11 protein-coding genes are annotated in these 15120 nt (G+C 46.0%); 4 read left to right on the forward strand and 7 right to left on the reverse strand.

Annotated features, from left to right (window positions below; translation table 11 throughout):
- Positions 1–31: 31 nt before the first annotated feature.
- The 4 genes from H171_RS12170 to xylB all read right to left on the reverse strand — a co-directional run bounded on the left by H171_RS12170 (position 32) and on the right by xylB (position 4440).
- The gene (locus H171_RS12170) at positions 32–1510 is read right to left on the reverse strand and encodes an L-fucose/L-arabinose isomerase family protein (protein ID WP_100305394.1); all 1479 of its coding nucleotides are present in this window, start codon (positions 1508–1510) and stop codon (positions 32–34) included.
- A gap of 75 nt (positions 1511–1585) precedes the next feature.
- Positions 1586–2212 carry a DUF4867 family protein gene (locus H171_RS12175; RefSeq protein WP_100305395.1) on the reverse strand — a complete coding sequence of 209 codons (627 nt, stop codon included), beginning with the start codon at positions 2210–2212 and terminating at the stop codon, positions 1586–1588.
- Positions 2213–2230: 18 nt separating this feature from the next.
- Positions 2231–2884, reverse strand: a complete 654-nt coding sequence (fsa, locus tag H171_RS12180; RefSeq protein WP_100305396.1) for a fructose-6-phosphate aldolase — start codon at positions 2882–2884, stop codon at positions 2231–2233.
- 32 nt (positions 2885–2916) lie between these two features.
- Positions 2917–4440, reverse strand: a complete 1524-nt coding sequence (gene xylB / locus H171_RS12185; RefSeq protein WP_100305397.1) for a xylulokinase — start codon at positions 4438–4440, stop codon at positions 2917–2919.
- Positions 4441–4754: 314 nt separating this feature from the next.
- Between xylB and H171_RS12190 the strand changes: the two genes are divergently transcribed.
- On the forward strand, positions 4755–5360 hold the full coding sequence (locus H171_RS12190) for a sugar O-acetyltransferase (protein ID WP_100305398.1): 606 nt from the start codon (positions 4755–4757) through the stop codon (positions 5358–5360).
- 8 nt (positions 5361–5368) lie between these two features.
- On the opposite strand, the gene H171_RS12195 is transcribed toward H171_RS12190, so the two are convergent.
- On the reverse strand, positions 5369–7219 hold the full coding sequence (locus tag H171_RS12195; RefSeq protein ID WP_100305399.1) for an ATP-dependent nuclease: 1851 nt from the start codon (positions 7217–7219) through the stop codon (positions 5369–5371).
- Positions 7220–7351: 132 nt separating this feature from the next.
- Between H171_RS12195 and H171_RS12200 the strand changes: the two genes are divergently transcribed.
- Together H171_RS12200 and asnB are read left to right on the forward strand one after the other, a co-directional pair.
- Complete coding sequence (locus H171_RS12200; RefSeq protein WP_100305400.1) at positions 7352–8722, forward strand: citrate transporter; 1371 nt, start codon at positions 7352–7354, stop codon at positions 8720–8722.
- Positions 8723–8749: 27 nt separating this feature from the next.
- On the forward strand, positions 8750–10600 hold the full coding sequence (gene asnB, locus H171_RS12205) for an asparagine synthase (glutamine-hydrolyzing) (RefSeq protein ID WP_100305401.1): 1851 nt from the start codon (positions 8750–8752) through the stop codon (positions 10598–10600).
- A gap of 54 nt (positions 10601–10654) precedes the next feature.
- On the opposite strand, the gene H171_RS12210 is transcribed toward asnB, so the two are convergent.
- Complete coding sequence (locus H171_RS12210) at positions 10655–11944, reverse strand: FAD-dependent oxidoreductase (protein ID WP_100305402.1); 1290 nt, start codon at positions 11942–11944, stop codon at positions 10655–10657.
- A 308-nt stretch (positions 11945–12252) separates the two neighbouring features.
- Here H171_RS12210 and H171_RS12215 point away from each other — a divergent pair, with 308 nt between their 5' ends.
- On the forward strand, positions 12253–13047 hold the full coding sequence (locus H171_RS12215) for a MerR family transcriptional regulator (RefSeq protein ID WP_100305403.1): 795 nt from the start codon (positions 12253–12255) through the stop codon (positions 13045–13047).
- Positions 13048–13080: 33 nt separating this feature from the next.
- Here the strand turns inward: H171_RS12215 and H171_RS12220 are convergent, their stop codons facing one another.
- Positions 13081–14991: an APC family permease gene (locus H171_RS12220; RefSeq protein WP_100305404.1), complete on the reverse strand. Its 1911-nt coding sequence runs from the start codon at positions 14989–14991 to the stop codon at positions 13081–13083.
- Positions 14992–15120 lie beyond the last annotated feature (129 nt).

Genomic DNA, 15120 nt, shown 5'->3' on the forward strand with positions numbered 1-15120 from the left:
ATTAGGCGTCAGCTAAGTCCCGGAACATCTTTTAACCAAATGGGTTTTCTGATTTATAAAGCATTCCCTTTGGCTGATTAAATCCAATCTCTTCTACCCCAAGGTACTTAAATACTTCAAATATAGCCTTGCCATAATGGCCGAAAGCAACCGCCCCATGGTGAGGGAAGTTCTTTTCGATCAGCACATGGCGGTAAAATCTTCCCATTTCCGGGATAGCAAAAACTCCGATGGAGCCAAAGGAACGGGTGGCTACAGGAAGCACCTCTCCCTGGGCAACGTATGCACGGAGTAAATTGTCTGCTGTGCTCTGAAGGCGGAAGAATGTAATATCACCAGGAGCGATATCGCCCTCAAGTGTTCCCTGAGTAACCTCCTCCGGGAGCGCTCTTGCCATGATCATCTGGTATTTCATAGAGCAGGAAGAAAGCTTTCTGGAGCAGGTATTTCCGCAATGGAAGCCCATAAAGGTATCCTGGTGGGTATAATCATACTTCCCCTTAATATCTCCATCATACATATCGGCTGGAACCGTGTTATTTATGTCAAGCAGGGTTACGGCATCCATGCTTATGCAGGTTCCGATGAATTCACTGAGCGCTCCGTAAATGTCCACTTCACAGGAAACCGGGATGCCCATTCCTGTCAGACGGCTGTTTACATAGCAGGGAACACAACCAAACTGGGTCTGGAATGCAGGCCAGCATTTTCCTGCAATGGCTACATATTTCCGGTATCCCTTGTGGGCCTCCACCCAATCCAGCAGAGTGAGTTCATACTGGGCAAGCTTTGGAAGAATTTCCGGCTTCTGGTTACCCTCTCCCAGCTCCTTTTCCATATCCTTTACTACATCAGGGATCCTTGGATCGTTTGCATGCTTATTAAAGGCCTCAAATAAATCCAGCTCCGAGTTCTCTTCAATCTCCACGCCCAGGTTATACAGCTGTTTAATCGGAGCATTGCATGCCAGGAAGTTTAAGGGGCGAGGGCCGAAGCTTATGATTTTTAACTGGGAAAGTCCTACAAGAGTTCTGGCAATGGGAAGGAATTCCTCGATCATGTCGGCACATTCCTCAGCCGTTCCCACCGGATATTCCGGTATGTACGCTTTAATATTTCTAAGCTTTAGATTATAGCTTGCATTTAACATTCCGCAGTACGCATCCCCGCGTCCCTGGGTTAAGTCATCTCCGCTTTCCTCTGCTGCTGCGATAAACATGACCGGTCCGTCAAAATGCTTTGCAAGAAGGGTTTCTGAAATCTCAGGTCCGAAGTTTCCTAAATAGACGACAAGTGCGTCGCAGCCGGCTTTCTTTACATCCTCCAATGCCTGAACCATATGGATCTCACTTTCCACGATACATACTGGACATTCGTAAATATTTGCGGCTTCATACTTTGCATGATACGCCTCCACCAGTGCTTTTCTTCTGTTCACTGATAAAGTTTCCGGGAAACAGTCCCTGCTTACCGCTACGATTCCTACTTTTATTTCTGGGATATTATTCATTCTATAACTCCTCCTGTTGTTATTCAGGCATTTTCCTTAGGATTATATGCCTGTTGATTTTATTGTTAAGCTTTGTCAAATAGACAGGTTTTCTCCTGATATTCCGATATAAGCATGTTCCGGAAGTCCGCCCTCTTTGTGTCCAATGAGCCATTTGTTCCTGGCGAACAGCAGTCTGTCTTCTTCATTCACTGCTTCTCCTGACGGCTCCAAGTCAGTATTGGTATCCTTTGGCAGGATCACAACACATCGGAAACCGCCTTCCTCCGCATGGCATGGCGCATAATGAAGGGTCGTTGCATAAACCTCGATCACAGTTCCTGCCGGAACGAGGAATGCTTCCATCTTACCTGAATCGTATGTGTAATCCGAGGTAATATCCTGCTGCCTTCCTAAAATCAGGATCAGATCCGTCACAGCAATATTGATCTCTGAACTTCTGTGGTATTCCACCGCATTCAGCTTCTTATTGTGGCCGTTGCAGTAACCTACCTGAATGGGAAGCTGGCCGCAGAGCTTCTTCTCCATTTCCCTAGAAACCGCCAACTGCTCTAATTCTGCTACAGAAGGAACATAAACCACATCTTCCGGAAGGGGCGTCTTCTTCATCACTTCCAACAGTTCCCCTGCATCATATCCTGTAACCACTTTCCCATAAACCTGAAAGGCAGGATCTGTCACTGGTTTGATTGTTAATCCCATGGTTTTACCTCTCCTTTTCTATTCTCCGAATACAGCCAGATAATCCTTTTTAAATTTTTCAATGCCCTGGTCTGTGAGCGGGTGCTGTGTCATCTGAACCAGCACCTTATACGGTACCGTTGCAATATCTGCTCCTGCTCTGGCACAATCGATCACATGAATCGGATTACGCACGCTGGCTGCAATGATCTCCGTCTCGATCCCGTGTATCTGGAATATCTCCATAATATCTTCAATGAGATTGATTCCCGGCATGGAGATATCGTCCAAACGTCCCAAAAACGGGGAAACATAGGCTGCTCCGGCTCTTGCTGCCAAAAGCGCCTGGGCAGCGGAAAACACCAGGGTTACGTTGGTTGGAATCTTTTCTGCGTTCAGCACTTTTACTGCCTTTAAGCCTTCTACCGTCATGGGGATCTTCACGACCATGTTCGGATGGATCGCCGCGATCTCCCGGCCTTCTTTTATCATGCCTTCCGCATCAGTCGTGGTGGCCTTTACCTCGCCGCTGATTGGTCCGTCAACAATAGATGCAATTTCCCCGATCACCTGTTTAAAATCACGTCCTTCCTTTGCAATCAGGGAAGGATTTGTGGTAACTCCGCAGATAATCCCCATTTCATTGGCCAATTTGATTTCTTCTACGTTTGCCGTATCAATAAAAAAACGCATATCATCACCCTCCTTTTTTCCTTTGTCTTAAATTACAAAGCTGCAAGTTTTTTATAGCTGCCCTTTAAATCCTCATATAGTTCCTTATATAACTGATGATATTTCTTATAAAGACCGGCCTGGTTTTCCTCCGGTCCTGTAGTCTTATCCGCAGAGATCAGGGCATCACAGGCAGCTTCCACGCTCTCATAAATACCGCACCCGACTCCGGCCAGAATAGCGGCTCCCAGAGCCGGCCCTTCTGTCTGAGCCACGGTTTTTACATGACAATCATACATATCCGCAAGCATCTGACGCCATACCGGGCTCTTTCCGCCGCCGCCGCATGCCATCATCTCTCCTACTCTGATCCCCATTTCATTAAGGATATCATTGCAGTCGCTGAGAGAATAAGAAACTCCTTCCATTACGGCGCGCAGCATATGCTTTCTCGTATGGATGGCAGAAAGTCCAAAAAACACTCCTCTGCAGTCCGGGTCCAGATGAGGAGTCCTCTCCCCCATTAAATAAGGAAGATAAATTAGCTTATCACTTCCCGCTTCCACCTGGCTCACATCCCGGTTGATGAGATCATAAACATCAATCCCCTGTTTATTTGCTTCTTCCACATAGTCCTGGCAGAAATTATCCTTAAACCACTTTAAGGACAGCCCCGCCCCCTGGGTCACTCCCATGACATGCCATGCTCCCGGTACTGCACAGCAGCAGGTATGGACTCTTCCTTTCGGGTCAATGGTGACCTGGCTGCTGTGAGCAAACACAACCCCGGAAGTCCCTATGGTGGTAAAGGCCGTTCCATCCTTCACTACCCCTGTTCCGACTGCCGCCGCCGCATTGTCTCCAGCACCTCCCACGACCTTTGTTTCCTCCGAAAGACCGGTTCTATCTGCGATCTCAGGAAGAAGTGTTCCCGTTACCTCACAGGATTCAAAGACTTCTCCCAAAAGCTTTGGATTAATATCCAGCTTATTTAAAACTTCCTCGGACCAGCATCTTCCGGGCACATCTAAAAGCTGCATTCCGCTGGCATCGGAAACCTCAGTAGCGAAAACTCCGGTTAATATGTAACGGATATAATCCTTTGGAAGGAGGATGTGCCTGCACCGATTGTAATTCTCCGGTTCATTCTTCCTTACCCATAAAATCTTGGCTGCCGTCCAGCCGGTAAGAGGCGGATTTGCTGTGATCTCGATCCAGCGCTCTTTTGGCATAATCGAGAGCATGTCTTCCACTTCGGCTGCAGTTCTCTGGTCGCACCAGATAATAGAGGGACGTATCACCTCATTCTTTTCATCAAGCATCACAAGTCCGTGCATCTGGCCTGAGATACCGATTCCTTTCACATCCTCTTTAAAAACCCCTGACTCCATCATGACCTGGGAAAGGGTATCAAGAACCGCTTCTCTCCAGTCTTCCGGCTTCTGCTCCGCCCAGCCATTCTTAGGCTGATAAAGGGGATATTCCCTGGATGCAGAAGCAATCACACCGCCCGTTTCATCGAACAGGACGGTCTTTGTTGCCGATGTCCCCACATCAATTCCAATCAAATACTTCATCCTAATACCTCCTCGAAAAATCTCTATTCTGATTATAATATACATGCCTGAAAAAAGCGTGCGTTTATTTGTCCAACTAATGGCACTTTCTTGCACTTTTCAGCCAGCAATGAGCAGTGCGAAATAGGCTTGAGCGTGCGAAGCCGCAGGTTTCGCGAGCGTCACTGCGGACTTAAGGCCCCAAAAAACAAGACCCAGATATCCCGTTGTCCACCGCCAAACATCTGATCACATAGACATTTAAACAAGGACAAGGTATAATAAAGAAAAAAAGAGGCCGTCTGCCCGACAGCCCCATTACCAAGGAGGTTTTCATGGATTTAAAAGAAAAAATGAGAAGCGGAAAGCTTTACGACTGTGTTGACGATGATCTGATCGCGGAACAAACCAGCTGTCTGGAAATCCTCTATGACTTCAACCAGACCCGCCCATCCGAAGGCGAAAAGCGGCAGGAAATCTTAAAGCAGCTTTTTGCCGAAATCGGAAAAAGCTGCTACATAGAACCCCCGCTTCACGCCAACTGGGGAAGCCATGTTCACATGGGCAATAACGTATATGTAAACTTTAATTTAACCCTGGTAGATGACGCTGATATCTACATAGGAAATAACGTCATGTTCGGCCCAAACGTTGTGGTAGACACAGCCGCCCATCCCATCCGGCCCGATATCCGAAAAAGGCAGATCCAGTTTAACGTCCCCGTTATCATTGAGGATAACGTATGGATCGGAGCCGGAGCCATCATCCTTCCAGGCGTCCGGATCGGTGAAAACAGCGTAATAGGAGCCGGAAGCGTTGTAACCAGGGATATCCCCGCCAACGTAGTGGCCTATGGAAGTCCATGCCGTGTCATAAGGGAAATCGGCGAGCGGGATATGAAATACTATTTCAGAGACTGGGAAATCGATCCGGAAATATAGACTATTCCCTACGCCTTCCTGCTTTCAAAGTAAACGAACTTATCAATCGCATCTAAAATATCGCTAAAATCTTCACGGGGAGCCAGATCAATGTATTGTTTTAACAGCTCCCCTTCCTGCTTTTTATATGGCCCGTAAAAAATATCATAAAGATTATGCCCCCGCATATAAATCTTAAATTCCTCCATATGGGTCTTTAAATCCTCCGGAGATTCCATATCCTTCCCCACTGCATCCACAAACTGCTTTCCGCTCTTTAACCGGTAAAGGTATTCCTTCCATTTATCAAACAGCGTCCGGTAGAATGCCTCTTCATCTTCCACCACTCCAAGCTTTGCCATGATTTTGGGATTCAGGAAATAATTTTCAAAGGAATAGTACTTTAATATGAGCACATTTTTTCTGGTGACCTTTGGAAGCTTGTCGACCTCCTCCAGACTGCGGTCATCATAATACCGGCAAAGCTGGCCTGCCAGCTCCTCAGGGTTTTTCCCGTCCCCATCCCTGATCATCAGGAACTGATCCCTTAAATAAACCTGGTTCATATACTTTAAATTGGCATACGTCTTTATATTGGTACAGCTGTTGGTGGTGATAATGGAGATCCGGGATAAATTTCCCTCCTTATCATAGATTTCCGAATAATATTTTTCCAACAGCAGAGGCAGACGGCTCTTATCCTGCTTCCCCTCCACAATGAACACAAAGCTGACCCCAAGAAAATCATTGGCCCCATAACCCAGATCATCCAGAATAGCATCTATATCGGTTCTGTCCCTGACAATAGAATAACCATCACGCTCCAGCACCACCTGCCTGATCTGGCGTCTGGTAAAATTAAACAGCATGCTGGGTGAATGGGTCGTAAAAATCACCTGGTTCTTCTTGGATAACCGGTAAAGGATCTCACTGGATATCTTCTGAAGCTGGGGATGGAGGAATATCTCAGGATCCTCTACGATGACAATGCTGGGAATCCGCTTTTCATCCTCTGTATAGGTCTCCAAAAGAGACAGCATGTAAAGGCTTTTCATACCATTGCTCAAGTTGTTTATAGGGCTTAGTTTTCCCCTTTCCACATGATAAGTCTCCGCTGTTACTTTAAACAATTCACATGGATTACAGTTTAAAGAAAAGTGGATTTCCTCATAGCCGCCGTTTTTTCTGTAATTGTCATTGACCCTTTCGGCGAAATTATTTAAATTTAACTGATACATCTTATATTCCAGCAGCTTAGCCGTCTCATAGATTTGCAGTTCTTCCGGCTTCTTCTGGTTGATCAGCCCGATGCATTTAAAGCACTGATTGCATACCCTGGCGCTGTCAAACATACACACGTGGGTCCTTAGCTTTGACAGCTGGTCATCCTCCTGGAAAAGCAGCAGATCATTCTGAAACTGGTTTAAATCCCGTTCCGAGTCAATGTAATAAAGCCTGGGAAAAATCTCCCTGATATACCGGTTATTCTTCCGGTATCCATCCTTAAACCGGACGACCCCGTTCCAGTTCACCTGATAGGTGAAGGCCAGACTACCTTCCCGGTAAGAAGGCAGCTTTGTAACAAAATCGTGGAGCCACGCATCAAACCGCTTATACTGGCTCACCACCCCTCCCCTGTGAAAGGAAACCAGATCCTCCTGCGTAATTGCCAGGGTCATGGTGATCTCTATATTCTGTTTCTTCTCATTAAAATCCTCTTCCGTAATTTCATATGCGCCTGCAGCTGCCCGTATGGCATCTAAGACACCTGTTTTTCCCGTATTGTTCTTCCCCACCAGAATCAGGGCATTTTCCACATTTTGAATTTCCATATCCCGTATGGATTTAAAATTTTTAATATGTACCGATGTTATCTGCATAGGCCTCTCCTTTATAAAACCCAGTATAAAAGGCTGACAGGAAAATTTCAAGTTCTGCCCGAAAAAAAAATCACACTGTCCTTTCCTCTTTATCATAGTATAGAATATATTCTTATCACAGGAGTGGTTCCTATGTTTGATCCTTATCTGGTGCTTACACCTATGCACTATATTTATCTCATCGGCGTCATTGTAATCCTGACTGTCATGGTTCTCCGAAAGGATACGCCCCTGGTCTGCATCCTTTTTCTCTTCCTCCTTGGCCTTGCAGGCCTTAAGTCCCTGACTGGAGGCATCATGACTGTATTCAACGCCATCTTGTATGCTTCCAGAGAGTTTATGGATATCATCGCCACCATTGCTCTGGTCACAGCCCTGTCCAAATGCTTAAAAGACTTAGGAAGCGACTATCTGATGATGATTCCCATGTCAAAGGTCATGAAAACTCCCACCTTCACCTGGTGGATCCTGGGAGGTACCATGCTGGTATTTTCCCTCTTTCTCTGGCCCTCTCCATCCGTGGCTCTGGTGGGGGCGATCATGCTGCCCTTTGCAGTTAAAGCCGGTCTGGATCCTCTGGCAGCTGCCATGGCCATGAACTTATTCGGTCATGGCATTGCTTTAAGCTACGATTTCGTCATCCAGGGCGCTCCGGCCATTTCCGCAGCAGCAGCATCCATTACAACCGACCAGATCTTAATCAAGGGGCGGCCTTTGTTTTTGGTAATGGGCATTGTTACAGTGGTTTCTGCATATCTGTTAAACAGGAACGAAATCGCTGCCTGCTGTCAGGAAGTCCATATCCAGAATGCGGAAGAACACCGTGATACCGGGATTGCCGCGATTATCATGGCGATCCTGACCCCTCTTCTTTTCCTGGCCGACATCATTCTTATGCTGGCTTTTGATTTAAAAGGAGGAGAAGCCACCAGCATGGTTTCCGGCACAGCCGTCCTGGTTATGTGCATTGGGGCGATTCTTGGCTTTGGCAGGCATTCTCTGGAAAAAGTGACATCTTATGTTACGGAAGGCTTTCTTTTTGCCATACGGATCTTTGCTCCCGTCATCATCATCGGGGCCTTTTTCTTTTTAGGCGGGGAGGGAATTTCCTCCATCATGGGGGATCAGTTCCAAAGAGGAATTATGAATGACTGGGCTATCTGGCTGGCTCACAACATTCCTCTCAATAAATATATGGCTGCATTTTTCCAGCTGGTGATCGGAGGCCTGACTGGCTTGGACGGTTCTGGTTTTTCAGGGCTGCCCCTTACCGGTTCCCTGGCCCATACCTTTGGTACGGCAGTTGGAGCTTCGGTTCCTATTCTGGCTACCCTGGGACAGATTGCCGCAATTTTCGTCGGCGGAGGTACCATCGTCCCCTGGGGGCTTATCCCCGTTGCCGCCATCTGCAGCGTAAATCCCCTGGAGCTTGCCAGAAAGAATCTTCCTCCGGTCATGATCGGTTTTCTTGCTACTTTTATTGCTGCCTGTTTCCTTTTATAGATAATCCAGCTTTAAGGAGGGATTTCCATGTGCGGAATTGCTGGTTTTTACAATCCAGATCACGATTACCAGAAAGATAAAGCCTATTATGAGAACATCCTGATACAGATGTCAGAAACCCAAAGACACCGGGGACCTGACGATTCAGGGATCTGGCTCTTTCATCAGGGAGGTATGTCCCATGCCCGTTTATCTGTTATCGACTTAACAACCGGCCGCCAGCCCATAACAAAAACCGAGGCAGGCAAAACATTTGGAATTGTGTACAATGGGGAAATTTACAATACAAAGGAGCTTCGCCGGGATTTAGAGGAACGGGGCCATTCCTTTTCCACCACCTCTGATACAGAAGTGATATTAACCGGATATATGGAATACGGGCCTGATTTTGTGAAACAGTTAAACGGTATTTTTGCCTTTGCCATTATGGACCCATTCCGGGAACGCTTGTGCCTTTGCCGGGACCGTTCCGGCATAAAACCTCTCTATTACACCATACGGGATGGAGAAATTATCTTTGCTTCGGAGCTGAAAGGAATCTTTGCATATCCGGGCATACGTCCAGTATTAGACCGGAAAGGCTTAAACGAGGTTTTCTCCCTGGGACCGGCTCATACCTCCGGCTGTGGGGTTTTTAAAGGAATCAATGAAATCCTCCCGGGCCACATGCTTCTCTGCTCTAAGGACGGCTTCCACTTAAAATGCTACTGGAAGCTGGAAAGCAGGCCCCACGAGGACAGCTATGAGGAAACCATTGAAAAAACCTCCTTCCTGGTTCAGGATTCCATCCGCCGTCAGATGGTTTCCGATGTTCCAATCTGCACCTTTTTGTCAGGAGGGGTGGATTCCAGCCTGGTTTCGGCTGTCAGTGCTGCAGAACTGAAAAAAAAGGGCAGACAGCTTACTACCTTTTCCTTTGATTTTGTCAACAATGATAAATTTTTTAAAGCCAGCACCTTCCAGCCATCGCAGGACCGTCCCTTTGTGGACCAAATGGTAAAATTTATAAATTCCGACCATCATTATCTGGAATGTGACAATGGCACCCAGGCAGACCGGCTTTATGACTCCGTTCTTGCGCATGACCTTCCGGCCATGGGAGACATTGACTCCTCCCTGCTCCACTTCTGCTCCATGGTCAAACAGTTTAATAAGGTGGCTTTAACCGGGGAGTGTGCAGATGAAATATTCGGAGGATATCCCTGGTTTCATAAAGAAGAATGCTTTAAAGCCCAGACTTTCCCCTGGACCATGGACTTAGGTATGCGCAAAGCCATCTTAAAGGATGAATTTCTGGATTATTTAAAAATGGATGAGTATGTTATGGAAGCCTACGAAAAGTCTGTGGCAGAAACTCCTGTCCTTTCTGAGGATAATCCAAAAGAAGCAAGAAGAAGAGAGATTTCTTATCTGAATCTCCGCTGGTTTATGCAGACCTTATTAAACCGGATGGACCGTGACAGCATGTATTCCGGCCTTGAAGCCAGGGTACCATTTGCAGACCACCGGATCATCGAGTACGTGTGGAATGTCCCCTGGGATATGAAAACAAGGGATGGGGTGGTAAAAAATCTCCTTCGCCAGTCCGGAAGAGGGCTTCTGCCTGATGAGATCCTGTTCCGCAGGAAATCTCCATATCCCAAAACCTATGATACCAATTACGAAGCGCTTTTAGCCAGACGGGTAGAGGAAATGATAGCTGGCGGTTCTGCTCCGGTTATGGAATTTTTAGACGAGAAGAAACTTGAAAAACTCCTTACCAGTCCATCGGATTACGGAAAACCCTGGTACGGTCAGCTCATGGCTGGCCCCCAGATGCTTGCCTATATCCTTCAGATCAACTACTGGCTGGAAAAATATCATATATCAGTGGAATAAAGCAAAGAGGTGCAAACGTCTTCCAAAAGACCTTTGCACCTCTTTATTAATCCTTTAATCAATCTCTTCCAGGATTCTTCCCATATCTGACGTATCGCCAATGAGTATGGCGCCCGTCAGCTTGCCTTCTACAGAATAATACACCTTGTAAATCTTCTTCTCGCCATCCTCTTCCCGGCTCACTTCATAGGTTCTGCCTGGATCCTTTCCAGGGTCGCCCACTGCAAACAAGGAAGTATCCATGCCATTAAATGTGAGAGCTGCTGTCACGGTTTTATAGGAGATCCTTTCTCCGGCTGCATTGGCTCCTGCTGCCTTCCCCATCTCCACAGCCTGAGGCCAGATGGCATAATTGATCCCTTCATATTCCGCACAATCCCCGCACGCATAAATGCCGGGTACCGTGGTTTCCATGTGCTCATTAACGATTACTGCCCGTCCGGATTTAGCACCTGCATCTTCTGCCAGAGATACATTGGCCCTGACTCCTGCGGATATGACCACCAGATCTGCCGGCAGGACGGTTCCATCCTCAAGGCGGACACCAGTCACCTTCTCTTCCCCTTCTATCTCCCGGGTAACTGCCTGGAATTTCACATCGATCCCCTTTTCCAGTATTATGGATCTTAAAAATTCACCGGCTTCCTCATCAAGCTGGCGCTTCATAAGCTGGCCGCCCTGCTCTAATACCGTAACTAAAAGGCCTGTCCTTTTTAATTCCCAGGCTGCCTCCAGTCCCAGCACGCCGCCGCCAATGACCACGGCCCTCTTTGATTCGGAAAGGAGGGAATTAAGTTTCTCTATATCAGAAAGCCGGCGTATGGCAACCACTTCATTCTTTTCACTTCCAGGTATGGGAGGTATGAAGCATTCCGATCCCAATGCATAGATGCATTTGTCGTATTTAAGCCGGATTCCGTCATCAAAGGTGACTTCCTTTTCCCTGGTATCGATCTTTTCCGCCTGTTTTCCCGTAAGATTTAAGATACGTTTCTCTTCGTACCATGCCGGGTCATGAAGAAGCAATTCTTCTCTTTCATCCTTTCCCATCACGGATTTCGTCAGCATGGGCCTTGAATAAGGCAGGCAGTCCTCTTTCGTAACCATGACGATGGAACAAGTGGAATTTCTTTCCCGAATCGCCTCAGCAGCACTGACACCAGCCGCTCCATTACCAAGTATGAGGTATAACTCCTCCGTGTTTTTATGGTAATTCCTTTCTTCCTCCTCATAAGGGACAAAATTTTCCGGTCCTACTCCGCATACCGGACAAACCTCATTCCCCTCCTCAAATACGGCTCCGCATACCAGGCATTTAACCATTTTCTTCTTACTTTCTCCCATGTAAAAATACCCCCTTCTCAAGCTTCTTTTGTAAGTACAAGCTTTATTTCTGCTTCTATCATAACATAGTTTTTTACGATTTCAAACTTCTTTCCGTTAATAATTCGTAAGCATAGAAAGAAAACCGTAAAGCTGAAAATACGTCTTTTTATGGTAAACTATCTACGTAAGCAAGTTTTGTCCCGTTCTATTTTATCGGGCGTATGCCCATGAGAGGGCGATCCTGCGGGCTTACCCGCTGCACTGCGGATTCTTCCGCATTTCACCGGACTCTCCCGCTGACATGCGGACTGTAAAGAGGAATCAAAATGAAAAAATACACCATTGGAGAAGTTTCCGATCGTTTAGGCTTAAGCCGTGACACCCTTCGCTTTTATGAAAAAAAGGGAATCATACAACCGGAAAAGCAAAAAAATGGTTACCGAACCTATACATATGATGATATTAAAAAGCTTTCAAGCATCATGTTTTACCGCAGACTTAACTTCAGCATCGAGGATATCGGACGTATCATGTATAAAAGCTCCTTTCCTTCCTACTGTTCCATGATTCAGGAAAAAATTACTGAAGAAAAACAACAGATGGAAAAGCACCGGCAATCCCTCATCCATCTGACTCATTTGCAGAAACACTATAAAAATGTAGAAAAATATTTAAACCGTTATGACCTAAGACCCATGCCACCCCATTACCAGATGCCGGACAATCACTTCATCAGTCAAGAAGGCATCTCTGATTTATGCTATATCTGCCAGGAATATGGGATAGAGGGGAACCAGGCAAACCAGATAAACGAGTTCTTCATGATCGCTGAGGATACTGCCTCCATTATGAAATTAAAACAGGCATTAAACGGCTATCCCTTACTAAAGCAGGAACGCTGTGTATATACCGTAGTTGCATCAGACAGCCCTTTGATAGAATCACAGGCTGTTTTAGACGCAGCTGACTGGGCAGGACAAAAAGGATATTCTCTCCTCGGAGTTGCCTACAGCGGGCACTTATTAAGCTGCGCTTTCAAGGATACCGTAAAAGAAAATCAGGAAAAAAAAGCAGATACACCCATCAATTACATCGAAGTGTATCTGCCGATTCAGGCATAGAGGCTTTACTGCCTGTTTTTTATTCCCTGTTTTTTATGCTCTGACTTTATCCATATTTTCGTCTTTCTGCTTTGGAGCTGGCTTAAATGCCGCACTGTAAATATAGGGAACAAGGACCATAGAAACATTTCTGTGCTTTCTCAGCCTCTGCATTATGAAATAAGTGGTCTGGTTATGAAGAATATTGGCAAACCAGGTCTCTTCCATAAAGCGTGCCATAACGACCGTGATCATTTCTCCCGGAAGCAGATCGTCTTCTTTTTTGCTGATATACTCTTCCACCGGTTCAATAAGCTCCCGGTAAGGTGAGATGATGATCTCAAGAGGAATATCAATTCCTGTTTCCTTCCATTTTTTCTGAAGCTGATGACTTTGTTTCTCATCTGTAGCAATGTGGAGAGCTACCACATTGGAAGTGATTAAATTTGCATAATTTAACGCTTTCAGCACGGACCGGTTAATTCCTCCGGTCAGTACAATGCAAAGATTGGTGTCATGACTGGTGCTTTTGTGATAATGGGACATAAAGTCGTTGACCGCCAACTGACGGCCGACAAACTGATAGTGAGTTTCAATACGGTGCATAATATAAACAAGAACCGGTATGAGGATGGCAAGCGCCCAGGCGCCTTGTGAAAATTTAGTCACAAATACAATGACTGTTCCAGTAGCCGTCATAATTGCACCAAGGCCGTTAATACACATTTTATACCAATAACCGTTTCCTTTTACCCGGATCCATCTGGCCAGCATTCCATACTGGGACAAGGTAAATGACAAGAAAACTCCGATGGCATAAAAGGGGATCAGATAATGGGTTTCTGCCTTAAATACAATCAGCAAAAATGCTACTGCAAAAAAGATGAACATAATTCCATTGGAAAAGCTGAGCCTGGTCCCGCGGTGCATGAACTGACGGGGCACAAATCCATCCTCCGCCAGAATCGCCAGCAGCGTAGGCAGACCGTTATATGCAGTATTTGCAGCCAATAACAAAATAAGGGAGGTTGCAAACTGCAGAATATAAAACATTGGCCCTTGTCCAAACACTGCCATGCCAAGCTGGGAGATCACCGTCTTTCCCTCTAAAGGTATGATATTTAAGGAAGTAACCAGCAGCACCGAACCTCCGAGAATGGTGATAATGATCCCTACCAGAATAAAAAGTACACGTTTGGCGTTCCGCTGTGACGGCTCACGAAAGCTTGGAACCGCATTGCTCACGGCTTCCACTCCAGTAAGGGCCGAACATCCGGAAGAAAAGGCCCTGAGCAGGAGGAACATGGAGATCGTTCCGGCTCCGCCTGCAACAGGCTGAATTGTTTCAGAATAATGGACCGGCGGTAAATTCCCCGTTATAAGCCTTACAAATCCGGTTGTAATAAGTACCAGCATGATAATGATAAATACATAAGTAGGAGCTCCGAAAAGCTTGGAAGACTCCTTCATTCCCCTTAAATTAAGGAGTGTGATGATACATAGAAAAAGCAGGGCAAACAACAGGCGGTAATCAGCTAATTCCGGAAAAGCGGAAATAAGGGCTGCCGTTGCCGCAGAAAGGCTGACTGCCACCGTCATCACGTAATCAATGATCAGGGCAGAGGCAGCTACCATGGAAGAGCCCCTTCCAATATTTTCAGAAGATACGATATAGGCGCCTCCTCCGTTTGGGTAGTTTGCAATAATCTGTGAATAGGAAAAAGCTAAAACTAAAAACAGCAGTATGATCGGCAATGTAATATATCCAAGGTAATGAACTGCCGACAGTCCCAGGACCGGAGCCAGAACAAGAAGCATTTCTTCAATTGCGTACGCCACTGAGGAGACCGCATCACTTGACATAATGGGCACTCCCCAAAGGATCCCCATCTTTTCTCCTTCCAGATCATTGTTTTTCAATGTATTTCCCAACAATATATTTTTTATCTTTCTCTTTGAATGCATATCCTAATTTCCTCTCTGATACGTATTAATTTTAGTATAGTCAATAATCTCAATACTATATGAAAATATACCTGATGAATCATAGGCTTAAATTTATGGATTGTCAAGTGAGAATACACCTTTCGGCCG

This window comes from [Clostridium] celerecrescens 18A (genome assembly GCF_002797975.1).
Taxonomy (GTDB): Bacteria; Bacillota; Clostridia; order Lachnospirales; family Lachnospiraceae; genus Lacrimispora; species Lacrimispora celerecrescens.

What these genes read in the sequence shown, in the direction of transcription:
- H171_RS12195 (WP_100305399.1), bottom strand. Translation starts at nt 7,219, where the DNA reads ATGCAGATAACATCGGTACATATTAAAAATTTTAAATCCATACGGGAT.
- H171_RS12200 (WP_100305400.1), top strand. Translation starts at nt 7,352, where the DNA reads ATGTTTGATCCTTATCTGGTGCTTACACCTATGCACTATATTTATCTC.
- H171_RS12210 (WP_100305402.1), bottom strand. Translation starts at nt 11,944, where the DNA reads ATGGGAGAAAGTAAGAAGAAAATGGTTAAATGCCTGGTATGCGGAGCC.
- H171_RS12170 (WP_100305394.1), bottom strand. Translation starts at nt 1,510, where the DNA reads ATGAATAATATCCCAGAAATAAAAGTAGGAATCGTAGCGGTAAGCAGG.
- fsa (WP_100305396.1), bottom strand. Translation starts at nt 2,884, where the DNA reads ATGCGTTTTTTTATTGATACGGCAAACGTAGAAGAAATCAAATTGGCC.
- H171_RS12215 (WP_100305403.1), top strand. Translation starts at nt 12,253, where the DNA reads ATGAAAAAATACACCATTGGAGAAGTTTCCGATCGTTTAGGCTTAAGC.
- asnB (WP_100305401.1), top strand. Translation starts at nt 8,750, where the DNA reads ATGTGCGGAATTGCTGGTTTTTACAATCCAGATCACGATTACCAGAAA.
- H171_RS12190 (WP_100305398.1), top strand. Translation starts at nt 4,755, where the DNA reads ATGGATTTAAAAGAAAAAATGAGAAGCGGAAAGCTTTACGACTGTGTT.
- H171_RS12220 (WP_100305404.1), bottom strand. Translation starts at nt 14,991, where the DNA reads ATGCATTCAAAGAGAAAGATAAAAAATATATTGTTGGGAAATACATTG.
- xylB (WP_100305397.1), bottom strand. Translation starts at nt 4,440, where the DNA reads ATGAAGTATTTGATTGGAATTGATGTGGGGACATCGGCAACAAAGACC.
- H171_RS12175 (WP_100305395.1), bottom strand. Translation starts at nt 2,212, where the DNA reads ATGGGATTAACAATCAAACCAGTGACAGATCCTGCCTTTCAGGTTTAT.